The 25,296-nt window shown below is 43.4% G+C and carries 20 protein-coding genes; 9 read left to right on the forward strand and 11 right to left on the reverse strand.

Annotated elements, in window-relative coordinates; genetic code table 11:
- Positions 1–77 precede the first annotated feature (77 nt).
- Entirely contained in the window at positions 78–275 is a 198-nt protein-coding gene (locus HY064_02660) for a hypothetical protein (protein MBI3509536.1), read from the forward strand.
- A gap of 41 nt (positions 276–316) precedes the next feature.
- Here the strand turns inward: HY064_02660 and HY064_02665 are convergent, their stop codons facing one another.
- The 5 genes from HY064_02665 to HY064_02685 all read right to left on the reverse strand — a co-directional run bounded on the left by HY064_02665 (position 317) and on the right by HY064_02685 (position 6,094).
- Positions 317–931 (reverse strand): hypothetical protein, encoded by a 615-nt coding sequence (locus HY064_02665; GenBank protein ID MBI3509537.1) that lies wholly within the window; start codon positions 929–931, stop codon positions 317–319.
- A gap of 1 nt (position 932) precedes the next feature.
- The gene (rpoN, locus tag HY064_02670) at positions 933–2,396 is read right to left on the reverse strand and encodes an RNA polymerase factor sigma-54 (protein MBI3509538.1); all 1,464 of its coding nucleotides are present in this window, start codon (positions 2,394–2,396) and stop codon (positions 933–935) included.
- Positions 2,397–2,529: 133 nt separating this feature from the next.
- Positions 2,530–3,273 carry a succinate dehydrogenase/fumarate reductase iron-sulfur subunit gene (locus HY064_02675; protein ID MBI3509539.1) on the reverse strand — a complete coding sequence of 248 codons (744 nt, stop codon included), beginning with the start codon at positions 3,271–3,273 and terminating at the stop codon, positions 2,530–2,532.
- A gap of 59 nt (positions 3,274–3,332) precedes the next feature.
- Complete coding sequence (locus HY064_02680; GenBank protein ID MBI3509540.1) at positions 3,333–5,309, reverse strand: fumarate reductase/succinate dehydrogenase flavoprotein subunit; 1,977 nt, start codon at positions 5,307–5,309, stop codon at positions 3,333–3,335.
- A gap of 89 nt (positions 5,310–5,398) precedes the next feature.
- Entirely contained in the window at positions 5,399–6,094 is a 696-nt protein-coding gene (locus tag HY064_02685) for a succinate dehydrogenase cytochrome b subunit (protein MBI3509541.1), read from the reverse strand.
- Positions 6,095–6,381: 287 nt separating this feature from the next.
- On the opposite strand from HY064_02685, the gene HY064_02690 reads away from it, so the two are divergent.
- From HY064_02690 to HY064_02700, 3 genes are all read left to right on the forward strand, one after another.
- Positions 6,382–7,653: a T9SS type A sorting domain-containing protein gene (locus tag HY064_02690; protein MBI3509542.1), complete on the forward strand. Its 1,272-nt coding sequence runs from the start codon at positions 6,382–6,384 to the stop codon at positions 7,651–7,653.
- Positions 7,654–7,970: 317 nt separating this feature from the next.
- The gene (locus HY064_02695; protein ID MBI3509543.1) at positions 7,971–9,260 is read left to right on the forward strand and encodes an aminopeptidase P N-terminal domain-containing protein; all 1,290 of its coding nucleotides are present in this window, start codon (positions 7,971–7,973) and stop codon (positions 9,258–9,260) included.
- Positions 9,261–9,348: 88 nt separating this feature from the next.
- Positions 9,349–10,146, forward strand: coding sequence for an alpha/beta hydrolase (locus tag HY064_02700; GenBank protein ID MBI3509544.1), 798 nt, complete (start codon positions 9,349–9,351; stop codon positions 10,144–10,146).
- A gap of 3 nt (positions 10,147–10,149) precedes the next feature.
- On the opposite strand, the gene HY064_02705 is transcribed toward HY064_02700, so the two are convergent.
- From HY064_02705 to HY064_02725, 5 genes are all read right to left on the reverse strand, one after another.
- Positions 10,150–10,401, reverse strand: a complete 252-nt coding sequence (locus tag HY064_02705) for a hypothetical protein (GenBank protein MBI3509545.1) — start codon at positions 10,399–10,401, stop codon at positions 10,150–10,152.
- 183 nt (positions 10,402–10,584) lie between these two features.
- Positions 10,585–12,297, reverse strand: a complete 1,713-nt coding sequence (locus tag HY064_02710) for a T9SS type A sorting domain-containing protein (protein ID MBI3509546.1) — start codon at positions 12,295–12,297, stop codon at positions 10,585–10,587.
- Positions 12,298–13,460: 1,163 nt separating this feature from the next.
- Positions 13,461–14,210, reverse strand: coding sequence for a response regulator transcription factor (locus HY064_02715; GenBank protein MBI3509547.1), 750 nt, complete (start codon positions 14,208–14,210; stop codon positions 13,461–13,463).
- Positions 14,211–14,275: 65 nt separating this feature from the next.
- Positions 14,276–17,269, reverse strand: a complete 2,994-nt coding sequence (locus HY064_02720; GenBank protein ID MBI3509548.1) for a histidine kinase — start codon at positions 17,267–17,269, stop codon at positions 14,276–14,278.
- A 34-nt stretch (positions 17,270–17,303) separates the two neighbouring features.
- Positions 17,304–18,824, reverse strand: coding sequence for a T9SS type A sorting domain-containing protein (locus HY064_02725; protein ID MBI3509549.1), 1,521 nt, complete (start codon positions 18,822–18,824; stop codon positions 17,304–17,306).
- A 513-nt stretch (positions 18,825–19,337) separates the two neighbouring features.
- Between HY064_02725 and HY064_02730 the strand changes: the two genes are divergently transcribed.
- Together HY064_02730 and HY064_02735 are read left to right on the forward strand one after the other, a co-directional pair.
- Complete coding sequence (locus HY064_02730) at positions 19,338–20,888, forward strand: hypothetical protein (protein ID MBI3509550.1); 1,551 nt, start codon at positions 19,338–19,340, stop codon at positions 20,886–20,888.
- 40 nt (positions 20,889–20,928) lie between these two features.
- Positions 20,929–21,291: a hypothetical protein gene (locus HY064_02735; protein ID MBI3509551.1), complete on the forward strand. Its 363-nt coding sequence runs from the start codon at positions 20,929–20,931 to the stop codon at positions 21,289–21,291.
- A 62-nt stretch (positions 21,292–21,353) separates the two neighbouring features.
- On the opposite strand, the gene thiL is transcribed toward HY064_02735, so the two are convergent.
- On the reverse strand, positions 21,354–22,406 hold the full coding sequence (gene thiL / locus HY064_02740; GenBank protein ID MBI3509552.1) for a thiamine-phosphate kinase: 1,053 nt from the start codon (positions 22,404–22,406) through the stop codon (positions 21,354–21,356).
- A gap of 247 nt (positions 22,407–22,653) precedes the next feature.
- Between thiL and HY064_02745 the strand changes: the two genes are divergently transcribed.
- The 3 genes from HY064_02745 to HY064_02755 all read left to right on the forward strand — a co-directional run bounded on the left by HY064_02745 (position 22,654) and on the right by HY064_02755 (position 25,221).
- On the forward strand, positions 22,654–23,073 hold the full coding sequence (locus HY064_02745) for a hypothetical protein (protein ID MBI3509553.1): 420 nt from the start codon (positions 22,654–22,656) through the stop codon (positions 23,071–23,073).
- Complete coding sequence (locus HY064_02750; GenBank protein ID MBI3509554.1) at positions 23,060–24,673, forward strand: PAS domain S-box protein; 1,614 nt, start codon at positions 23,060–23,062, stop codon at positions 24,671–24,673. Before HY064_02745 ends, HY064_02750 begins: the two co-directional genes overlap by 14 nt.
- A gap of 221 nt (positions 24,674–24,894) precedes the next feature.
- Positions 24,895–25,221, forward strand: a complete 327-nt coding sequence (locus tag HY064_02755) for an iron-sulfur cluster assembly accessory protein (GenBank protein MBI3509555.1) — start codon at positions 24,895–24,897, stop codon at positions 25,219–25,221.
- Positions 25,222–25,296 lie beyond the last annotated feature (75 nt).

The following is a 25,296-nucleotide window of genomic DNA, read 5'->3' on the forward strand; positions in this document are numbered from 1 at the left end:
AAACAAGGTTGTTAACAGTGTACGAAAACGGGGGTCGATTCGTTACCTTTACAAGACTAAAAGTAAAAAATACTCCTGTGAATAACAAACAAGAAGAGAACCTTCCCCCTGCCAATGATATTCCGGTTCTTCTCAAGATCGATGAATACTATTTTATCAAGAAAAATATCCGTTCTGTAACGCGTTTTGGAAAAGGATGCAAGATCATGCTTACCAATGGAGATGAGGTGGTGGTGAAGATTAATTACGATAAGGTGGCCGCTATGCTGAAGTGAATTCTCTGGTAATTTGAGTTGAGAAAAGACGATTCTCCCGATCAATGCAACAGGTACATCATCAGTAAAAATAATGTTGCAAATCCAGTGATAAATCCGGCAAGTAATTGCAATAAAGAATGTGTTCCCAGATAATGCCGGGCTGATGCAATAATTCCTGCCAGCACACACAACGCTGCAACAAATTTTATGGCCGGTGTTTCTTCACGGATAATATCGCCGGCAAGTCCGCCCACGAGTCCGCCAATACCGATCATGTGCAAACTGATCTTCCATTTTAAATTGATGATGAGTGCGAGAATGATGCAGGCCGTTGCGCCGAGCATGAACACCTGGATGAACGGGGGAATGCCAGCGCGATGAACAAAATACAGAATTACAAAATAGATTACCGAGGTTTGCAGGAGCGGCCAGTTTCTTTCGCCCTGCGTTTCCATTTCAAGTGATTTTATTTTTCCGATACGCATCGTGATGAGTGAAAAAATAATTGGCAGCAGAAAAGTTCCTGTAACAACAAGCCCGAGAATATAAAAAGGCAAACGCTCATCAGGAGGAGCAAATGGTGTGGGAATGAAAAAAAGATAAAGGGCCGTGGCATAAGCCACCATGAGCAACGGATGAAATAAAAAAGAAATAGCGCGACAGAGTTGTGTCATATTACAACTCCTTCCTCAGCCGCGCAACAGGAATATCGAGCTGTTCGCGGTACTTTGCAACCGTTCTTCTCGCAATGTTGTACCCTTTGTCCTTGAGAATTTTTGCAAGGCGATCGTCGGTCAGCGGTTTGCGTTTGTCTTCGGCACCAATGCAATCGGAAAGAATTTTTTTCACTTCACGCGTCGAAACTTCTTCGCCTGAATCAGTGGAAAGTGATTCGGAGAAAAATGTTTTCAGCAGGAAAGTGCCGAATTGTGTTTGCACATATTTACTGTTCGCCACGCGCGACACCGTTGAAATGTCGAGCCCCACCCTGTCTGCAATATCTTTCAGGATCATCGGTTTCAATAAAGTTTCATCGCCCTCCACAAAATAATCATACTGGTATTCGAGAATGGTTTGCATCGTGAGTAACAACGTTTGCTGACGTTGGCGCAATGCATCCATAAACCATTTTGCAGAATCAATTTTCTGTTTGATGAACGTCGCGGCTTCTTTATTGCTCTTGTCTTTGCTGCGCGCGTATTCCGAGAGCATACCCGCGTACATTCCGCTCACGCGCAACTCCGGCATATTGCGATCATTGAGTGTAAGATCAAGTTTCCCGTCATTATTGGTAACCACAAAATCAGGAACCACATCCTGCACGGCACGTGCGGTATCACCGGTAGCGCCGCCGGGTTTCGGATTGAGATTCGTGATCTCGCGAATGACACGCTTCAATGAATCATCATCTACACCGAGTCGACGCGCAATTTTATCGTAATGTTTTTTGGAAAATTCTTCCATGTGTTCCTGCACCACGCGCATGGCGAGCACCACTTCTGCCGTCTTCGGAATTTTCCGCTGCAACTGCAGCAACAAACATTCCTGCAGATCGCGTGCGCCTACTCCCGCAGGATCGAACGTGTGGATGAGTTCGAGTAATTCTTTCAACTCTTCTTCAGTGGTCGTGATGTTCTGCGCGAATGCAATATCATCTACGATCGCTGCAAGTTCTCTACGCATATAACCATCCTCATCAATATTCCCGATGAGATATGCTCCTACGTTATAATGATGATCATCGAGCGGCTGCAATCCGAGTTGCGTGAGCAGCTGATCATGAAATCCGGGGCCCTGCGATAATGGAGATTCCCTTCGCTCTTCATCGGCCGGAGAATTATTTACACGTTCCTTATAAGAAATTCCCTCATCTTCATTCATGTAATCTTCCAATGCAAAATCATCCTTCGTGTCCTTCTCTTCTCCTTCTTCAAATAATCCATCATCATCTTCAGCGAGATCATCTTTATTTTCTTCTTCATCATTCTCATCTCCTTCTTCGAGCGCAGGATTTATTTCCAGTTCCTCCTTGATGCGTTGTTCAAGCGCAACGGTAGGAAGCTGCAGCAACTTCATCAGCTGTATTTGCTGCGGCGATAATTTCTGGAGTAATTTCTGGTATAGTCCCTGTCGTAGCATAGTGATTTTCTACAGCACCAAAATACAGGATTTAAATTAAAATATGGAATGATTTTTGATGTAGATGTAAAAGAAAACCGCCTTGTTCCCGATTAACTATCGAAGTGACGAGGCGGTTTTTTTATGGGTAGAATTACTTTTTCAGGTTCGCCACTAAATATTCCCGATTCATCCTCGCGATATTCTCCAGTGAAATTTCTTTCGGGCATTCTGCTTCACAACTTCCGGTATTGGTACAATTTCCGAAACCAAGCGCGTCCATTTCTTTCACCATGTTCAGCACACGATCAGCGCGTTCTGTTTTTCCCTGCGGAAGAAGTGCAAATTGAGAAACTTTTGCAGAGACAAAAAGCATGGCAGAAGAATTTTTACAAGCGGCAACACAAGCGCCGCAACCAATGCAGGCCGCAGCAGCGAATGAAGCATCAGCATCATCTTTCGGAACAGGAATAGAATTCGCATCCTTTGCATTTCCTGTATTCACAGAAATAAATCCGCCGGCCGCCTGGATTTTATCGAATGAAGAACGATCAACGACGAGATCTTTTATCACCGGGAATGAAGATGCTCTCCAGGGTTCAACGGTGATCGTATCTCCGTCTTTGAATGCGCGCATGTGCAACTGGCAGGTGGTGGTTCCGCTCCAGGGCCCGTGCGCACGTCCGTTGATGTGCATGGAACACATTCCGCAAATTCCTTCGCGGCAATCGTGATCGAACGCGATCGGCTCTTCTCCTTCACGGATCAATCGCTCGTTGAGCACATCGAACATTTCGAGGAACGACATGTCGGTAGAAATATCGCTCACTTTGTAAGTGACGAATCCGCCATTGTCATTTGCATTTTTCTGTCTCCAGACTTTTAATGTAAGATTCATAATTCTCTGCGTTAGCTTAGCGCCTTAGCGGTGAAATTGAAACCGCAAAGACGCAAAGATTATTTATAGGATCGTGCGGTGACTTTTATTTTCTCGTATTGCAATTCTTCTTTGTGCATTTCATAATTATTGTTGCCCTTATTTTCCCACGCGGCTACGAACATAAAATTCTCGTCATCACGGTTTGCTTCTCCTTCTTCTGTTTGATATTCTTCGCGGAAATGCCCGCCGCACGATTCATTCCGCTGCAATGCATCCATGCAAATCAATTCTCCCAGCTCGAGAAAATCGGCAACGCGCCCTGCTTTCTCCAGTTCAACATTAAATTCGTACTGCGTTCCGGGAATGCGTAAATCTTTCCAGAATTCTTCGCGCAACGTGCGTATCTCTGAAATCGCTTCCTGCAAACCTTTTGCATTTCTTCCCATCCCGCATTTATCCCACATGATCTTTCCGAGTTTTTTGTGAAAATGATCAACAGAATTTTTTCCTTTTATTCCCATCATCTTGTCAATATTTTCCTGCACCGCTTTTTCTGTTTCTGCGAATGCAACATGATCAACAGGAATTCCTTTATCGCGGATCATTCCACTGAGATAAGCGCCGATCGTATAGGGAATCACAAAATATCCGTCGGCGAGTCCCTGCATCAATGCAGAAGCACCGAGACGATTTGCACCGTGATCAGAAAAATTTGCTTCGCCAAGCGCGTACATTCCCGGAACAGTTGTCATGAGATTATAATCAACCCACAATCCGCCCATCGTGTAATGCACAGCAGGATAAATTCTCATTGGCACTTCATACGGATTCTCGTCGGTGATCTTCTGGTACATCTCGAAAAGATTTCCGTATTTCTCTTTCACCACTTCTTTTCCGAGCGTAGTGATCCGTTCCGGTGAAGCATGTTCTTCATTGAGCTTTGTCACTTGCTGTTTTCCATAGCGCTCTATAGCAGCAGCAAAATCCAGATATACCGCCATCTTCGATGTGCCTACTCCGAATCCTGCATCGCATCTTTCTTTCGCAGCGCGCGAAGCCACATCGCGTGGAACTAAATTTCCGAATGCAGGATAACGACGCTCGAGATAATAATCGCGTTCGTCTTCCGGAATCTCATTTCCTTTTCTTGTATCATTTTGTTTTTTCGGAACCCAGATGCGTCCGTCATTGCGCAATGATTCCGACATGAGTGTGAGTTTCGATTGGTGATCGCCGGAAACAGGAATACATGTTGGATGAATTTGCGTGAAGCATGGATTTCCAAAAAATGCACCGCGCTTGTTCGCTTTCCACGCCGCAGTGGCATTCGACCCCATTGCATTCGTGGAGAGATAAAAAACATTTCCGTATCCACCGGTGCAGAGAAGAACCGCGTGGCCCGAATGACGTTCGAGTTTTCCGGTTACAAGATCGCGCGCAATGATTCCTCTCGCTTTTCCATCGACAAGAACCACATCAAGCATTTCATGTCGCGAATACATTTTCACAGCACCGAGTCCGACTTGTCTCTGCAATGCAGAATACGCGCCGAGTAAAAGTTGCTGGCCGGTTTGCCCGGCCGCGTAAAAAGTTCTTTGCACTTGTGTTCCGCCGAATGAACGATTGGAAAGTAATCCGCCATATTCACGCGCAAAAGGAACCCCCTGTGCAACGCACTGATCGATGATGTTTGCACTCACTTCAGAAAGACGATGCACATTTCCTTCACGTGCGCGATAATCTCCGCCTTTGATCGTATCGTAAAACAAGCGATAAACACTATCGCCATCATTCTGATAATTTTTTGCAGCATTGATACCTCCCTGTGCGGCGATCGAGTGCGCGCGCCGCGGAGAATCCTGGAAACAGAAAACTTTCACTTTATAACCGAGTTCTGCCAATGATGCAGCAGCAGATGCACCTGCGAGTCCTGATCCAATAATGAGGATCTCGATAGAACGTTTGTTCGAAGGATTGACAAGAGGAACAGTGGATTTATAATTCGTCCATTTCTGGTCGAGCGTTCCGTCGGGAATTTTTGAATCAAGTTTCATAGCGAAATTTCAAATTGAAAATCCCAAATTCCAACCTGGTGAATATTATATTTTGGATTTTGTGATTTGATTTTTTTTATTTTTTTTATTTACATGTTCCAGTTGAGCAGATCCTTGTGCAGAAGTTTTGCGCCGTAGAACAGGATGGGGAATGATGCGAAGCCAATGCCGAACACGAGTGCGACGCCGGTTGCTGCCATATCCCACACCGAAGTGTATTTTTTATTGTTGAGCCCGAGCGATTGAAACGCCGATTTGAATCCGTGACTGAGATGGAAAGCGAGAATGACCACGGAAACAAAATACAATACAGCGTACAGCGGATTTCCGAATGCCACAGCTACCGATTGAGCAAGTGTGAGTTGGTTTTCATTATGGCCCACAGTATCTGTTATGCGATAAGGAACGAAAAACTGCCAGAGATGAACGACGAGGAAAAAGAAAATAACACTTCCTGTAATTCCCATATTGCGCGAGATCCACGAAGAAGTTTTGTTCACACCATTCACCGCGTATTTCACCGGACGCGCATTTGTATTCTCGCGCGTGAGCAGGATCGCCTGCGCTACGTGCACGACGATGGCAAAGAACAACACCACCTCAATGATGCGGATGAGAATGTTGCGCACAGCATCGTGCGAATAATCATTGAATGCTTTGCCTCCATCACCGAAATAAAGCAGAACATTTCCGTAAATATGTTCCACCAGAAATACAATGAGGAAAAGTCCGCTGAGGGACATCACTGTTTTTTTTCCAATGGAAGAAGTGAGAAAATTATTCATAGAAAAGAATTTTTCTGCCGGAGAAACGATTTTCAACCGGCGCACAAATATATCGGTCGCAACGGGAAGTATCAAGATGATTTGTGAACTAAATGAAAGAAAAACCGGTTGAAAAGTTGAAAACTGCCGCGAATTCCGATTTTACTTTTTCGTTTTTCATTTTAAATTAATTGTTCCCGAAACGACCTTTTCCTCACCCGAACAGCAGTTCACTCAGTAGTGACCTTTATCAGGAGTGTGTCTCCATTTAATACCTACTTTTCAAAACTAATTCTAACCCTTTCTCTATGAAAAAAAATCTACTCGTAATTATTCTGGTTGTTTTGTCGCTGAACAGTTACAGCCAATGGACGAATCTCTCTTCCGGAATTGCAGGAAATGTAAAAGCAGTCGCTTATTACAATTCGCAAATTTATGCCGGTGGTTCGTTTGTGAATGACGGATCGTTTTCTCTCACGCTGAATAATATTTCTATCTGGACAGGCGCTGCATGGACGGCGATGGGAACCGGAATGAACAGTGACGTAAATGCGATGGTGGTGTTCAATGGAAATCTTTATGTAGCCGGAGCATTCACCACTGCAGATGGAACTCCTGCAAATTATATTGCAAAATGGAATGGCTCTTCATGGTCGGCGCTCGGCACCGGGCTCAATGGAACCGCGTATGCACTCGCCGTATTCAACAGCAACCTTTATGTCGGAGGAGAATTCACAACTGCCGGAGGAAATGCTGCAACTAATATTGCGATGTGGAATGGATCAACTTGGTCGGCGCTTTCTTCCGGATGCAACGATCGTGTTCTCACACTCGCAAGTTATTCCGGTTCTCTTTATGCCGGTGGGCGATTTACATCGCCCGGAAGTTACATGGCGAAATGGAGCGGCAGTGCATGGTCTTCTGTAGGAACCGGCGCAAGCTACTGGGTGTACAGCATGACTCCGCATCTTACCGATCTTCTCATTGGTGGAAATTTTGCAACACCGAATAACGGGATCACATTGTGGAATGGAAGTGCTTTCAGCGCAATAGGTTCATGGGGCGGCGGAACAGTTTATGCAACGGGATCTTATAATTCCACCGCTTACATGGGTGGCGATTTTATAAGTGGTGATTGTGTTGATTCCTACAATGGAAGTTTCTGGAGTGATGTGGGAACAAATCCTCCGTACCCGAGCACGCGCGTGTATGATCTCACAACGATCAATGGTGCGTTGTATGCGGGTGGCGATTATCAATCCGGAAATTTATATGCGATCGCAAAATGGACCACCCCTGCGGGCATTGATGATCCATCGGGAAATTTCACGAACATGGCGGTGTATCCGAATCCATTCAATGGAACATTTACTTTGTCGGCAAATATTCTTCAGCAAAAAGATCTTCACGTTAGTGTAACAGATATGCTCGGACAGGAAGTTTATTCGGAAGATATTGCACAATGTTTCGGCAACTTCAGAAAAGATTTTGATTTCGGCAGCATTACTCCCGGCATCTATTATGTTTCTGTTTCGGCAGCGGGAACTTCTCCCGTGGTCTGTAAAGTGGAAAAACAATAGCACGATTTTTTTTTCATTTCAAAAGCTGTCCTTCTGCGACAGCTTTTTTATTGAACATTTTCATTGTGTGACACTAAGCTTTGTACTTACTCCAATTTGAATTTTCATTCACTGATTTTCTGATAATGGATAAGTTTGTTCTTTTGCAATTGAACTTCGCGTCTTAGCGCCTTCGCGGTTCATAATCCATTCTTTTATTTGACCGCAAAGACGCAAAGGCGCAAAAGAATTTTTCATACGGAGACTGAATCGATTTTCTTTTGAACTGCCGTGTTCTGTAATTCATCCTATCTTTAACATTCCAAAAAAATCTTCCTATGCGCTACGCTCCCATCAACTTTTCTCTTTTCATTGAGAACCGTCATCGTTTTGCAAAACAGATGCAACCTTCTTCCATCGCATTTTTCAATTCGAATGATGTGATGCCCACGAGCGCCGACGGCACCATGAAATTCCGCCAGCATGCTGATATTTTTTACCTGAGCGGAATTGACCAGGAAGAAACCATTCTTGTTTTATTTCCCGATTGCCCCGATGAAGAACATCGCGAAATATTATTTGTGCGCGAAACGAATGATCACATTGCCGTATGGGAAGGAGAAAAACTTTCGAAAGAACAGGCAACAAAGATTTCAGGAATAAAAAAAGTGTACTGGACCCACCAGTTCAAACAGGTGATCACCGGAATTATTTTCGAAGCGAAAAATATTTATGTGAATACAAATGAACATGTGCGTGCGAATGTGGAAGTGGAAACGCGTGATGCCCGTTTTTTCAAATGGTGCCGGGAAATTTATCCCGCGCACACGTATGTTCGCAGCGCACCCATCCTGCACGAACTGCGCGCGCTCAAGTCGCACATGGAAGTGGAACTCATCCAGAAAGCATGTGATCTTACTGAAAAAGGGTTGCGCCGTTTATTGAATTTTGTGAAACCCGGTGTGTGGGAATATGAAATAGAAGCGGAACTCGGCCATGAATTTGTAAAAGCAGGATCGGGTTTCGCCGGATATGAACCGATCATTGCTTCAGGAAAAAATTCCTGTGTACTGCATTACAACATCAACAACAAACAATGTAAAGACGGCGATGTGCTGCTGATGGATTTCGCTGCCGGTTATGCCAATTACCAGAGTGATCTCACGCGCACTATTCCTGTGAATGGAAAATTCACGAAGCGCCAGAAAAATGTTTACAATGCGGTGCTGCGGGTGATGCGTTTCGCGATGACAAAATTAGTAGTTGGAAATACGATCCAGGAATATCACAAACAGGTTGGCGCGGCGATGGAAGAAGAATTGCTCAAGCTGCGCCTCATTTCAAAATCAGATATTAAAAAACAGGATCCCGCATGGCCGGCTTACAAAAAATATTTCATGCACGGCACTTCGCATTACCTCGGGCTCGATGTGCATGATGTGGGAAGCCGCTACAGAAAATTCGCAGCGGGAATGGTTTTCACCTGCGAGCCGGGAATTTATATTCCGGCAGAAGGAATAGGCGTGAGGATTGAAAATGATATTCTCATCACGAAAAAAGGAAACCAGGATCTCATGAAAAATATTCCGATAGAGGCGGATGAGATCGAGGCGTTGATGAAAAAATGAGTTTTCAGTTTCCGGTTTGCATTTTAGGAACTGAAAACAGTAAACCGAAAACACGGTGAATAATATGTTTTCTGTTCCTGCAAAATTCATGATCTCCCGCGGTGCAAAGATCCGCTATGCCGATGTTGGCAAAGGGAGAGCGATCGTTCTTGTTCATGGTTTTCTCGAATCGCTCGATATTTTTTTTATCAATGATTTTGCAAATGAGCTGGCGAAAAAATTCCGTGTGATAGTTATCGATCTTCCCGGGCACGGAAAATCGGAAGTGATGGGATACGTGCAGAAAATGGAACGCATGGCTGATGTGGTGAAAGATGTGATGAATGAACTCGGCTTGCGGCGTTATGTTCTCGTTGGCCATTCTATGGGCGGATATGTTTCGATGGCATTCGCAGAAAAATATCCGGAGCAACTGAGCGGGCTTTGTCTTTTTCATTCCACGCCCCGCGGCGACAGTGATGAAAAAAAACAAGATCGCGACCGTGCCATAAAAATTGTAAAGCGTGATCCGTTGAAATACACGAATCAACTCGTGATGAATTTATTTGCTGTTGCGAATCAGAAATACATGAAGAAGGAAATAAATGCGGCGAGGAGAATTGCATCGCGAACAAAAAAACAATCGATCGTTGCCTGCCTCGAAGGAATGAAAGCAAGAAAGAACAGGGAAAATATTTTCCGCGATGCAGAATTTCCATTGATGATCATTGCCGGAACGCGGGATCCTGTTATTCCGATAGACTCGCTGAAAGAAATTTCCAAACTGCCGCACGATTGCCGCTTCGTTGCGCTCGAGCGCACGGGACACATGGGATTCCTGGAAGCAAAAAATATTACTGCGAAAAAAATAATCGCCTTTGCCGGTTATTGTTTCAGAAAAAAATAATTTTCAGGGAAGACGGAATCTCGAATTGTGAAGCTGGTCGCCGTCGATTACACACAACTGGTAAAATCCCGGTGCAATATTTCCGAGCCCGATCACATGTGTAGATCCTGATTGGATCATTCCTTTTTTAAGTTCCACTCCGCCTTCATCGAAAATACTCCAGGAACATTTTTCAGTGGAGCGCAGATAGGAAACTATAAGATCATTCATTCGGATACAGAGATCCAATTTCATTTCACGGACAGACTTATTCATAAAAGGAATTTAGGGGGAAACGTACTCCTTGTTTATTGCTATACGTGTGCAGCCCGTTCCCGTTTGCAGGAATTCGACAAATGCGGTTTTGAGGGAGATGAATTTGACCTGCAATAAAATGAAATTATTACTGGTAATTTTCATTCACATCATTTACGTAAAAAATATCCGGCAGAAAAAAATTTATTCTTTGATGAGCTTCGTTGCTGCAACAGTTGCTCCGTCTTCAATCCTCAAAAAATAAATTCCTGAAGAAAAATTTTCTATGTTCAGTTCTGTGGTGCTGCGATTGATGGTCTGCACGAGTACAACTTTTCCGGAAACATCATACACTTCCAATTTAGCAGCGGCAGTTTTCGGTTTCCAACTGATCGTGAAATTTCCATTCGAAGGATTAGGATAAACACCGATGCTATTTTCTTCGCTCACATTTTTTATCCCGAGTGGATTCGGTACGCACGTGCATGGAGAAGTGGTTTGATAAAAAGCCGCAACAGAATCAGCATACCCGGATATTGCTGTAACGCTTCGCGGAATCCACGAAATGGAAGTGTCGTGCCGGGCATACACTAAAGCAAAATCGACACACAATTCTTCTCCTGAATAAAAATCGAATGGGCCGGATGAAGCCATTCCTCTCCTGTCGAATGGTGTATTTCCAACTGTTCCCTCATCCCATGTTGGTTCTGGAACAAAATTCGTTCCCCATCCGAGCGGATCGGAATTATAAGGGAACATGAAATCACAATTTGTTGTTCCTCCATAACCATTTCCGCCGTAAGTAACATGCGTGCTGTCTTTCCAGAATCCATCCATGTATTTGAAATAATCCCACGCTGTTACCGGATTGCCTATTGCAGAAAAATCATTGTTATAATAATTGAAATGATTCATCATGCAAACTTCACCCGCTTCATCTGTTACTCCATTGCGATTATTATCTATTCCATCGTTGGGAGTTGCCAATGGGCCGCGCAGAAAAACCACACCCTGCGCAGGAGGATTTGCTCCGTAAGTTCCGGTTGTTGGTACTGCAGATGTTCCATCATTCGCATCGCCATTGTATCCGTAAAACATATTTCCTGTTACATCGCAACCAATGTAATCGTCATCATACGCACCAATATCAAAATCCATCCAGCTTCCGATGTACGATTTCACATAATCATTCGATGAGCGATTGTAAATTTTATAATTGAGAAAAACTACGCTGTCGAGATAACTTCCCGGAGCAATAAATGAATACGCCATCGCGTGAACTTCAATTTTCATTTTCTGTCCGCCTGTTTCTCCGTGCGCATTGCGATCGTCATTGAAAATCATGAACACGGCCTGGTCTCCTTTTATACAGGGATAATCTCCAAAATTAGGATCATAAATTCCATCGTTGTTCCCATCTACATAAGGAGCGAGTTGCGCCGCTTCACCGAGTGCAACATTTCCATTGCCCGGCCAGTTGAGAATTGAAGAAGGAATGGTGTAGCCGGGATAAACAGAATGATTCACCCACCACGTGCAGAAAGAATCGACCGCTGTTTTATTGATCTTCCAAACTTTGTTCCATTGCGCATCAGTTGCTGCAGAATAGGAAACTGAATTCATAACAGGCCCGGGATAAAAATCATTTCCACTCTGGCGATACGTTTGCGCAGCGAGATGAAGCTGTCCCGATGTATCGAGTCCGCCGATCCATAATGCGCCGGCAAAAATGGTGTTGGCCGTTCCGCCTTTAGGAACGGTGTATTGCGCGGAAGCATAATCCCAGAAGAGATCGCCGTTGGAGTTGACCAGCGCGCTCACGCCGTTGATGTCGAGACGGGCGTTGGCCCAATTCTGCGAATGAATAAAATTCACAAAGCAGAAAAGTGTGCAGAAGGAAAGTAATTTTTTTTTCATGGTATCTTTTTTTGTCCCGATAGTTGCCGGGATGAATTCTGATGGAATAAAATTAACTGGTAATACTTATTAATGCCGGACAAAATAATTTCATCATTAAACATGTTCAACGATTGAAGCGTTTAAAAAAAAATCCGGACAGGATGTCCGGATACTTACTCTATATAGTGGCGGCCGTTGAAAAGGCCGGAAGTGACAAAGTAAAATTCCAAAATTCAAACTCCAAATTCTAAAATTTAATTCACTGATAACTCAATTCTCTTTGAGTTTTGGAATTTGAAATTTTCTTGTTGTTTTTTTATTGAAATAAATCCCGGTTTCGAACTCAGCTTTTGGGCTTCGACAAAACCGGGATTCCACACACACTCATGTAAAAATTACGTGAAACACATTATAGAGAATGAAACCAACGCATGCAATTCCGAATACAATGCCGATGGTGCCGAGGCCGTCTACGTGATACGAGTGACCTTTCCGATAATCTTGAGTCCTTTTCATGGCACACTGTTTTAAAAGATTAAACATTCAGTTATTTATTGGCCGTTTTTTCATTGCGGCTCGCCTTCTTTGTTTTGATCATAACGCCCGTTGCGAATTCTGTTACAGTTTTTTTACAGAAAAAAAGCCGGGTGCAACAAATAGTCAGCGCAACATCCCCGAATACGCCATCCATCTGTTCACACCCGGTGGCTCAGGGCCTTTTTCTTCTGTAACAAAATTTGAAAGAGCGGAATTTATTTTTGGTCACCAGCTTTACACTCTATGTTTTGTATTGCTGATTTCCACTCAATATTACGACGACAAATACAGGAAGGATAGCGACTTCTAACAGATGGTGAGTGAACTGTGATAATCGGGAGAAGAAAAAGATTATCTGGCGAAGAGAAAAAAAACAACGCGCTGTGTCATTCTTATACGACAATTCTCATTGGTAAATCTGGATTTTTTCTGAACGGAAAACAAGTGGTGAGAATTCACGCACAATTGGAAGAGTGAGCCGATTAATTGGAAAATGAAAGTGGATCTGCGCTGTAACCTTGCATTATTTTAATTCACCAAAACGTAAATCTGGCAGAAGAAAATAATATTGCCACAGACTTTCACTGATTACACACAGATTATTTTTGCTGCCCGCTACCGCTGAAAACTTCCGCTTTTTCTTACTACACTTTATTCAGTCGCTGGAGGAACGCATCTTTTTTCCGTCGCGAAACTTCTATCTGTGTTCCATCGCTCATCACGGCATATCCTCCATCTGCTTTCAGGTAACGAACCACATGTCCCATGTTGATGAGATGTGCGTGATGCACGCGGATGAATTCATCGGAAGGAAGAATGTCTTCGTAATGTTTTAAACTCGCCGACACCAACAGTTTCTTTTTATTCTCGAGGAAAAATGTGGTGTAACTTCCATCGGCTTCGCAACGGATAATGTCTTTCACATTCACAATTTCATACGCATTCCCCGTTGGCAAAGTGATCTTCGAATAATGTTCACTTGGTTTGCGGAAATTCTGCAGCAGAAATTTCAGGTTATCGAGATTGGCAGAACTCGCCGATTTTGCGCGGATCTTGTCGACAGCAGCTTTCAATTCATCAGCATCGATCGGTTTAAGAAGATAATCGATAGCGCTGTACTTGATCGCGCGCAGCGCATGCGCATCACTCGCGGTGGTGAAGATGACATCATATCCACTTCCGGCCGATTTTTCAAGCAGATCGAATCCGCTTCCATCCGCCATTTCTATATCGAGAAAAACGAGGGCTGGTTTCGCACTCTTGATCAACTCCACGCCCGAAGCAACGGAATCTGTTGCGCCGATAATATTCACATCGGGGCAATTTGCTTTGATTAGCGCTTCAAGCACTTCCATGCTTTTTTTTTCGTCTTCTACAATAATGGAGTTTATCATAAGTATGGAGTTTTTCGTTATTATCAGTATTTCGTATATCTGTAAATATCTGTATTTCGTACGAATTAGGAAACAGGTATGAATATATCAACCCGGGTTCCGGCCGGCGATTTGTCTTCGTGGTAAAGATCGGTTATTGCAAGACTCAATTGTGATCCGTGCAGGCGATTAATGAGTTCAAGCCGGTCGTGCGTGATCTTCATGCCCAGCGATTTGTCGTCCTTGCGTTTTGAAAACTGGCGCATCTCTCTTGCGCGTTCTCTTCCTATTCCGTTGTCTTCGATGGTGCACACCAGCGTTTCTCCTTTGAGTTTCATTGAAATTTTCAGATGTCCTTTTTGTTTCGCCGGCGTGAGTCCGTGCAGGATCGCATTCTCGACGTAAGGTTGCAGCAGCATAGCAGGAATTTCGAAAAAATCGGCATCAATATCTTTTTCCACTTCTATCGACCATTCGAATTTATTTTCGAAACGCATTTCCTCGAGGCCAAGATATAATTTAAGGTATTCGATCTCTTCGGAAAGTGCGATGACTGATTTTTCAGAATTATTGAGAATGACACGCATCAATCGCGCAAACTTGTTCAGGTATTTTCCTGCATCGGCACTTTTATTGGTGAGAATGAAATGCTGGATGGAATTGAGTGAATTAAAAACGAAATGCGGATTCATCTGCGCACGCAATGCCTTGAGCTCGTTACGCGCGAGCGCAACCTGCACTTCCGATTCAACTCGTTCTTTATTTTTGATCAATCGTATTCTCCACAAAATTGCCAGGCCGAGAATCGAAATTGAAATTCCGGTGAGCAGCAACCAGAACCATGCCTGCTTCCATACCGGAGTTTCGATCGTGAAAGAAATAGCAGCGGGATCATTATTCCACAGTCCTTCGTTGTTTGCGCTGATCACTTTGAATGTATAATTCCCGGGAGGAAGATTCGAGTAACGAGCCGTGCGTTCTTTTGTAGGCGGAGAAAATTTAGAATCAAATCCTTCGAGCATGAATTGATACTGAACTTTGGCAGGATTCGTGAGACAGATACCAACATAATCAAATGAAATATTATTGTCGTCCCAATTGAGAAGAGCTCCGTTTGCCAGCGCAGTATCGTTGTAAAACAAACGGACGCCGGTGATGGAAGTTTTTGTGTACGCCGAATTTTTTACAAAATCATCCGGGGAATAACGGATGAGTCCATTCACAGTTCCGAACCAGATCACACCATCCTCATCGAGGTACGTTCCGTTCGTGTTGCTTTCCACTCCTGAAAATCCTTCTTCCTTGCCGAATGTGGTAATGATCTTAGAACCGTCTTTATCATAAGCATTCACATCGAGCCGGCTTAATCCCTGGTTGGTTCCCGCCCACAGGAAATTTTTTTCTTTATCCATTGACATGCAATAGATCAGTTCCGAACTTAATCCGTTTTCTTCGCCAACGTGATCGGTGGTGTGATGATCGTAAATAAAAATTCCGTCGAGGGTTCCGAAATAAAGTTTTCCCTGCTTGTCTTCACAAACTGAAAAATAAGAATCGGCGCTGATGCCGAGTTTTTTTCTTCCATCAGAAAATTTTCCGGTGCCCGTATCGAAAACATAAAGTCCGGCGGTGTAGGTGCCCACCCACAATTTACCGTCATCGTCATCTGCAATGCACCACACATCAAAATTCATTTCCGGATCAGTAGAAATATAATAAGGGATGAATTTCCCATTCTCATAAAGTGTGATGCCTTTTCCGCCGCCCAGCCACAATCTTCCTTTGCGGTCACGGAAAATACAATTCACAGTGTCGGAATTCAATCCGTTGCTGCGATGAAAATTCTTTGCTTTTCCATTGGTGATCACACTCAGTCCGCGATCAGTTCCTATCCACACGTCATTATTTTCCATCGCACAAACTGTATTCGATTTATCGGAAGCAAGCCCTTCCTCTTTACTGAAACGTATGAATTTTTTTCCGGCCGGCGCTGATGCGTCATATTTGTAAGCGCCGTCATTTTCCGAACACACCCAGAGTTTTCCATTCTTGTCTTTATCAATTCCGAAAATGAAACTGGAATTCAACCCTTCTGCCGTTCCGTAACTGATGAATCCTTCACCGCGAAAACGGAAAATTCCCGTGTGTGTTCCCAGCCATAAACTTCCTTCGTAATCTTCGTAAAGACTCACCACGTTATCGGCATTCACATCTGAATTCGAGATGCGGTAGTAGGTAAATTTTTTTCCATCGAAAGAATACAATCCATTTCCTGATCCGATCCATGTTATTCCGTTGCGATCGGTGATCATCGAATTTACAGCGGGCATATCGAAACCCTGCGGGGTGAGAATGAGTTTGAAATGGCCGTCTTCCAGTCTGAAAATGCCATCGGAAGTTCCGGCAATGATGTTTCCGTTTTTATCAGCAGTAAGAGCGGTGATGGAATTGTTTCCGAAAAGTGCGACATCGAAGTAAGTGTACTTCCCGTTTTCAAAAAGAAAAACTCCGTGATCCGTTCCTATCCACACTTTCTGCGAATTCTGTTGCTGGTAAAAACAGAGAATAAAATTTTTATGCGGGCCCTCTGAAGTATCCGAAAGGAATTTATCACCGTTGTATTTGCAAATTCCTTTTGAAGTTCCTATCCACAACACGTTTGAATTATCATGCAGCAGGCAATTCACATAATCGTCGGGCAAGCCGTCCTGCTTTTTGTAATTCGTGAATTTATTTTCCGAGTAACGGGAAACGCCGCTGATGGTTCCCACCCAAAGATCGTGATTGCCATCTTCGCTGATGGAAGTGACCCAGTGATTGGGCAAACCGCTGCGCGGAGAAAAATTCGTGAATGAAATTCCATCGAAACGGCTGAGCCCGCCATAACCACCCGACCACAGATTTCCATTCGCATCCTGGAAGATCGTGTACACTTCCACGAATGGAAGTCCATCGTCCACAGAATAATTTCTGAAGTTGAGTGACTGGGAAAATCCGCTGGAAAAAGATCCGAACAGAAAAATAAAAAGCGCCAACGAGTGACGCCATTTTTTTGCTGCAGCATTTCTTTTGCGGAACATGGTTAAAGTTACACGTTCCTTTGTGATAGAAAAATTATTCGGTCTTCACGAATTTCATCGCACTGGCGTGTGCGCCTTCGCCTGTGCGCAGGAAATAAATTCCCGCCGGCAGACCTTCAACATCAATATGAGTTTCATTTCCGGACGTAGTTCCGCCTGTGAGTTGGCGGCCTGTGAGATCGAAAATAAAATACGGTTGTGTTTGTAATGAAGAAGTGTGCAGCGTGAATGAAGATGAAACGGGGTTAGGAAAAATATTTGTGAAAGAATTTACCGCTGCATCGGGTACAGAGGTAATATTATCGCCGCAGGGAGTAAGGTCATTCGTATAATAATTCCGGATCGATTGCATTCTCTGCTTGAGATTGGGAACACAAAGATTCAAAGTAGAAGTGGGATCATAGCAAGCGACGTAAGCCATGTCAACAGAATAAATTTCGCCGGGTTGAAGGGTAAATGGCGCTATTGATCCCAGCATACGACGATCAACCGGGGTTCCGGAGTTCCATCCCGTTCCTGAAAATGGATTTCCGGTATAGCAATAAGAAGTGTTGCTGGTTCCTCCGTATCCGTTTCCTCCGTACGTCAGTGAAGTTCCATCTTTCCAGCGGCCGCGCATGTATCCGTAATAATTGGCACTGCCGACAGGATTTCCGGTCACAGAAAAATCATTGTTGTAATTCATGGTCGATGTCATTGTTCGATTGAGAAAAATTGCTCCTACTGCAAAATAATTACTGTAGTAATAAAAATCATTCTGCAAACTATCACTTCCTACGTTGTTATTGAATGAAGTTCCTACATCAAGATCGGTCCATAATCCTGCAACAGTAGAATCATAAGTGGTGGAAGATCTGTTGATGATATCGAAATGAAGAAAGATCGTATTTGCCAAAGCGGAATCATTACAATTTACTGCATAAGCAAGACAACGGATCTCTACTCCCATTCTTCTGCCTCCCGTTTCACCATGGTCCTGCGTGTCAAGTGAATCGTTGTAAACAAAAAACAAAGATTGGTCGCCACGGATCTTCGGGTAATCGCCATCGAGATAATTATACATTCCATCTCCATTCACATCAACATAAGGTGCGAGCAGATGTCCTTCATTGTTCGCTACACTTCCATTTCCCGGCCACGTTGTTATAGAAGCGGGAACAACCGTGAATAATCCAAGACGGAAACTATCGACTGTTGTTTTATTTATTTTCCAGACTTTGTTGTAGAAGTTGGTTTGAAATCCTGATGATACCGCAAGAGAAGTATCCATAGCGCCGGCCCAGAAATCGGTTCCGTTCTGTCGATACGTTTGCGCTGCAACATGCAATTGTCCTCCCTGGTCATAGCCGCCGATCCAGAGATTGCCGATTGAAAAAGGAACCTGGTTATAAGGCGTGATCACGTTATTGGTAAAATTCGGGATCAACGACAACTGATCTCCGGCAGCATTGAATCCGGCGTTGAAGTGATTAATATCGAGGCGTTCGAAAGAAGATTGAGCAACCACGCTTGTTGCAAGAACAGCAGATGCTGCAAGAGAAAGTATTTTTTTCATATTGTTAAGTTAATAAAACCCGGCAAGAAGAAGTGGAGAATTTTTTTCTGCGATTGCCGGGGGCCCGGCCAACATCCCCTTTGAAACCGGACCCCGCAGCTGATCGCATGAAATTTACCAATACAGGATCGAAATTATTTTGTGCAGTGCTGCATTCCAATTCATGTAAACGGGCAATTAAACATGTCAAAGACCCTGCTGCGGTGGTTTTGAATTTTCAATCGCCTGGTAACTAATGAGCTAATTGGCGTTCTCATTCGTAGTCCAGCGCTTTTACAACAAACTTTTATCATTTAACATGTCAAGAGGCAACCAATATGCCTTTGTGAACGTTGTATTTTTTATTGATATACGGCAATTATCCATTAACTTCATTATTGGAAGAAACACCGAAGGTTCAGATTTCCATTATAGAGCCGAAGGTTATTTCCACAATAAGTAAAATCAGGGATCACGGCAGTTTTCCAAAAAATTAACCGATCTAATGGTCAATAATTTTTGAAATAAATAAACATGTCAGGAAAGTCATCCGATACGCTTCATAAACTGATTTCTTCGCTCACCAAGCAGGAGAAAAGACATTTTAAAATTTTCGCCGGCCGACATACGATCGGTGATCAGAATAATTATGTGCTGCTTTTTGATGCGATCGAAAAGATGAAAGAATACAGTGAAGAAACTTTGCTGAAAAAATTCAAGGGAGAATCGCTGCTCAATAATTTTTCCATCACCAAGTCGCGTTTGTATGAAACCATTCTCCGCTCGCTCGATGTTTTTCATCACAACAGTTCGGCCGACGCGCAGTTGTGGAAAGAATTGCATTATGCAGAAATTCTTTACAAGAAAACTTTGTACGATCAATGCGCGAAAAGATTGAAAAGTGTAAAACGCCTTGCCGAAAAATTCGAGAAACATGCTGCGCTCGTGCAGATACACGCCATGGAAAAAGCGCTCGCAGAAAAAGACAGTTATTCCGGGATGACGGATGAAGATATTCTGAAACTGCAGGAAGAAGATAAAAAAGTAGCGGAAGACATCCGTGCTTACAATGATCTGTGGAATGTGAAGAGCCGTTTGTTCATGCTGCTCAATACCAAAGGACGCGCAAGAGAAAAACATCAGCTCGAAGATTTCCGCAAACTCATTGACGCTTCGCTCAAGGATCACTCGCTCGAGGGACTTAGTGTGAATGCGCGTTTCATGTATCACCACACTTACAGCGCGTATTATTTCGCGATCGCCGATGCTGATAATTGTTACAAGCATCTTTCTGCGAACGTTTCACTCATTGAAAAGAACACTGATATTTTCCGCGATGAACCGAATGTATATTTCGGTGTGCTCACGAATCTCATTTACGTTTGCCAGCATCTGAAAAAAAATGATGAGGCGCTGAAGAACCTGGAAAAACTTCGTGCGCTTCCCGAAAAACTCGACACCGCGCGCAATGAAGATCTCGAGATCAAACTTTTTGCAAGCGCATACAGCATCGAGATCACGCTTTATAATACGATGGGCGAATTTGAAAAAGCGATGACTCTCGTTCCGAAAATTGAAGGCGGACTTGCAAAATACGAAGGGCGCATCAGTAAAATACGTGAAGCGCATTTCTGCATCTCGTGCGCAGTGGCGTGCTATGGCGCAGGCAAGCTGCAGCAGGCGTTGCGCTGGAACACGCGCGTGATCAACGATCCTGCCATTGGCCAGAACGAATGGATCTATGCAGTCGCGCAGGTTTTTTCACTCATTCTCCATATAGAACTCGATCACCGCGATCTTCTTCCTTATGTAAGCCGCAATGTGCAGCGCTATCTGAAAACAAGAAATCGCTCTTACCAATTCGAAAATGTGCTGATGAAATTTGCGGAAAAAATTTCGAAGACTTCGAATGAAAAAGAAATGGCGCCATTGTTCGCCGATCTTTCGGAACACCTCGATAAATTAGAGGCCGATCATTTTGAACAAACTGCTTTCGAATATTTTGATTTCCCGGCGTGGGCGAAAAGCAAAGTGCTGCACAAGCCATTCCGGGAAATAGTTGCAGAAAAATCATTGCAGAAATAATATTCGAAGATTCTCAAATTTTCGAATTATATTTATAGAAATGAAAACCTTTCTGCTGTTTTTGTTTTGTTTTGTAACCGGAATCATTCATTCGCAACCTCCGACCAATTCGGCCGAGTTCACTTATCTCGGAAAAAAATATTCCGCGAATTATGATGCCGGAAAACACTTGCTCACTTTTTCTGAAGAAGTCTCTTTCGAAATTTATGACTCGACTGGCGCCGTGGTAAAAAGAGGCGATGGCCTGAAAGTTGATTTCCGTTCGCTGCTCAAAGGCGGTGGAGAAAAAACTTTCACAGTGAAAATTTATAAGCAGGCGAAAAAATCAAAGAAAAAAAAATCGACGTCCATCAAAGAGAAAGGTGAAATAGGAACAATGCTGGTTACGGATGAACTCGATTAATAATGAATAATGAATGATTGTACATAGTGCAGCGCAGGGCTTAGCGCATTCTTAATCGTTAATTATTCATTATTAATTCGAAAAGCGTCCCATCCCTGTGCAGTAACCGGGTGAACCGTATTTGATTTGGAGATCATATTCACTCCCGCTTCTTTCGCCGTCATGTGTCCGATGAAAGTTACATCCGGATCATTCTGCAGTTTTTCGTGATCCTCATATTTTATAGTGAAAAGTAATTCGTAATCTTCTCCGCCACTCATTGCACACATCGTAGGATCGAGATTGAATTCGCGCGCACGTGTGTACGTCATGGGATCAATCGGAATTTTTTCTTCGTAGAGATTCGCGCCCACGCCCGACTGCATGCACAGGTGCATGAGTTCAGAAGCAAGTCCGTCGGAAATGTCGATCATGGAAGTGGGTTGCACAGCGCGGTTTTTCAAAAGCTGAACAACATCGATCCTCGCTTCCGGTTTCAATTGCCGTTCGAGAATGTAATCGTTCCCTTCGAGATCAGGTTGTGTGCCCGGATGTGATTTGTAAACTTCTTTTTCGCGTTCGAGCAAAAGCAATCCGGTATACGCGCCGCCAAGATCACCACTCACACAGAGCAGATCATTTTCTTTTGCTCCGTTTCTATAAACAACATTTTCTTTTTTCGCTTCACCGATGATCGTGCATGAAATAATAAGCCCGACTTTTGAAGAAGAAGTATCACCACCGACAAGATCCACATTATAATTTTTACACGCGGAAAGAATTCCTGTATATAATTCTTCCACGGCATCGAGTGGAAAGCGCGATGATAACGCAATAGAAACCAATAATTGTTTCGGCGTTCCGTTCATCGCGCAGATATCGGAAAAATTGGAGACCGCCGCTTTATACCCGAGATGTTTTAAAGGAACATACGTAAGATCGAAGTGAATTCCTTCCACCATCATGTCGGTAGAAATAAGTTTTACATTTCCATCGCCGGCATCGATCACGGCAGCATCATCTCCAACTCCTTTGAGCGAAGAAGGATTTTTCAGTTCAATATTTTTTGTGAGTTGCTCAATGAGGCCGAATTCTCCCAGCTTTGAAATTTCAGTTCGCGAATTGTTGTCTAACATTTGCCAAAGTTAGCCGGATTGTCATTCACGCAAAACAGGTGATGATCCTAAGTTGAGGAACAAATTTCACCTTGTCCATAGTAACAGCAGTTACCAACGCTCGCCATAAACATACCAGCTATCTAATAAGAGGGCGACAATCGAATGAGGAATCCGTATTTTTTTATTTTTGTTTAGAGACTGTCTAAAATTCATTTTTTTCAAATGGGTTATTTATAATTCGCTTACCACGAAAGAAGATGATGATATGGTTGAAAACAAAACTGCAAAAAAAGATCAGTCGGAAAAACTGGAAACTCCTTTCATGACAATATGGAAGGAAGATGGGATCCTGCATTGTGTTTTCAACGAAGGGCTCGATATGGATCTCCCCACCGCTAAGTATTGCGTAAAAACAAGGATCGAATTTTCGGGTGGAAAGGATTACCCGTGTTTCATCAATATGAAAGGGTTGAGAAAAGCGAGTAAGGAAGCGCGTGATTATATGGGGAAAGAAGGAGCTGAATTGATCAAAGCCGGCGCACTGCTCACCGGCAATCCATTGACAAAAATGTTCGGAAATATTTTTCTGACACTGAACAAACCAAAAGTCCCCACAAAATTATTTTCGGATGAAACAGCCGCGCTCACTTGGCTGAAAAATTATTGCAGCAATGAAATTGAATGATGAACGGATCGATATTATCCTGAAAATTCTGCTGAAGTATGTTCAGAAAGATTTTTCCGTTTCCATTCCTGTTTCAGACAAGGGAGATGAACTCGATGCGCTTGCGGTTGGCCTTAATACAATGCGTGAAGAACTGGAGCATTATCTCATGGAGCTTAGGGAAAGTAAAGATCAGATTCAGTCCATTCTGAAGAATGCGCCCGATGCAGTGATCGTAATTGACGCCGGCGGAAAAATTACCGAGTGGAACCCGATGGCAGAAAAAACTTTCGGCTGGACGCAGGAAGAAACGGCAGGCAGGTTTCTTCACGAACTGATCATTCCTCTGAAATACCGTGAAGCTCATCTAATGGGATTGAAGCATTTTATTCAAACCGGCCAGGGCCCCGTACTCAACAAAACGATTGAAATGCCTGCACTGAGAAAAGATGGTTCCGAATTTCCGACTGAATTAAGAATATCTCCTTCCTCAATCCGCGGAAAATCTTTTTTCATTGGTATCATCAAAGACATCACCGAACGCAAAAAACTCGAGGATAAACTCAGGGAGAGTGAAGAAAAATTCCAGAAAGCATTTCAGAGCAGCGCTGCCGGTATCACGATCACGCGCTTACCCGAAGGAACTTTTCTTAATGTCAATGAGGCATTCGTAAAGATGACGGGATTTTCGGAGGAAGAAATAATAGGACGGAATTTCCTGGAGTTGGGTTTGATCACTGATATAAAATCACGGGAAGAAATTATCCAAAAAGTGCAGGAGCATGGTTCGGCGAAGAATTTCGAAATGACCATCCGCAACAGGTCCGGAAATGTTCTTGAATTTTTATCTTCTATCGAAACGATCACCCTCAAAGGCGAAAAGTATGCGATCAATATCATTTACGATATCACTGACAGAAAAAGAGCGGAGGAACAACTGGAAACTGTGAACAAAGAACTCGAGGCATTCACCTACTCGATTTCTCATGACCTGCGCGCGCCCCTGCGTGCAATTTCGGGTTACGCTAATATCCTGGAAGAAGAGCATGATAAATCACTTGACGGAGAAGGAAAACGATTGCTTGGTAATATCCGGTATAATGCTTTCAAAATGGGAAAGCTGATCGACGATCTTCTTGCTTTTTCACGACTCGGAAAAAAAGAAATTCAGAAATCGGAAATCGACATGAATGAATTGACCGAAGGCGTTTTCATTGAATTCAACAAATCTGCTGCGCATCATGCAGAGATCCGGATTGGAAAACTGCTTCCTGTGTATGGCGATTATTCCCTCATTCATCAGGTAGTTATGAATCTCGTTTCAAATGCAATTAAATATTCTTCTAAAAATGCACATCCTGCGATTGAAATAAATTCTTCGAAACAGGATGGCAATATTATTTATTCCATTAAAGATAATGGCGTCGGCTTCGATATGCGTTATGTACATAAACTCTTCGGAGTGTTTCAACGCCTGCATCAAACGGAAGAATTCGAAGGGACAGGCGTCGGCCTTGCGATCGTTCAGCGCATCATCAATAAACACGGAGGAAAAATTTGGGCTGAAGGAGAAATCGGCAAAGGCGCAACGTTCACTTTTTCTCTTCCCGATCCAAAATAAAATCCGGAACACGGAATAAGCGCTGCATAACAACCGGATAATTCAGCAGGTGTAACGTGAATCTGGAATGAAAGCAACATTCCAAATCATGACCATTATCATCACTTTTGTCAATGGAATTATTGTCGTTTGTACTTGCTGCTCTACCATAAATACGGTATTTTTGTAGAGTGTTTGGAATTAGTCTAAATAAAATCATGGACATAAAACATTGAAAACCAATGATTACAGTAACTGAGAATGCGAAACAGCAGGCAATTCACCTGATCGCTGAAGAAAAACATCCGGGTAATTCGTTCATACGCGTAAGTGTAGAGAGCGGTGGGTGTTCGGGTCTTTCCTACAAACTTGAATTCGATCACGTGATCAAACCGAATGACCAGGTTTTCGAAGACAAGGGAATTAAAATAGTGGTGGACAAAAAAAGTTTTCTCTACCTCGTGGGAACGGAACTCGATTACACGAGCGGATTGAATGGAAAAGGTTTTGTTTTCAATAATCCGAATGCCTCGCGCACGTGTGGATGCGGAGAAAGTTTTTCTGTTTAACCGTCAGACTTCGACAGGCTCAGTCTGACAAATATGAAAAACAAAATTGTCATGCTGAGTTCGTCGAAGCGTGAC

The sequence above is a fragment of the Bacteroidota bacterium genome, from assembly GCA_016194975.1.
In the GTDB taxonomy this organism is placed as follows: domain Bacteria; phylum Bacteroidota; class Bacteroidia; order Palsa-965; family Palsa-965.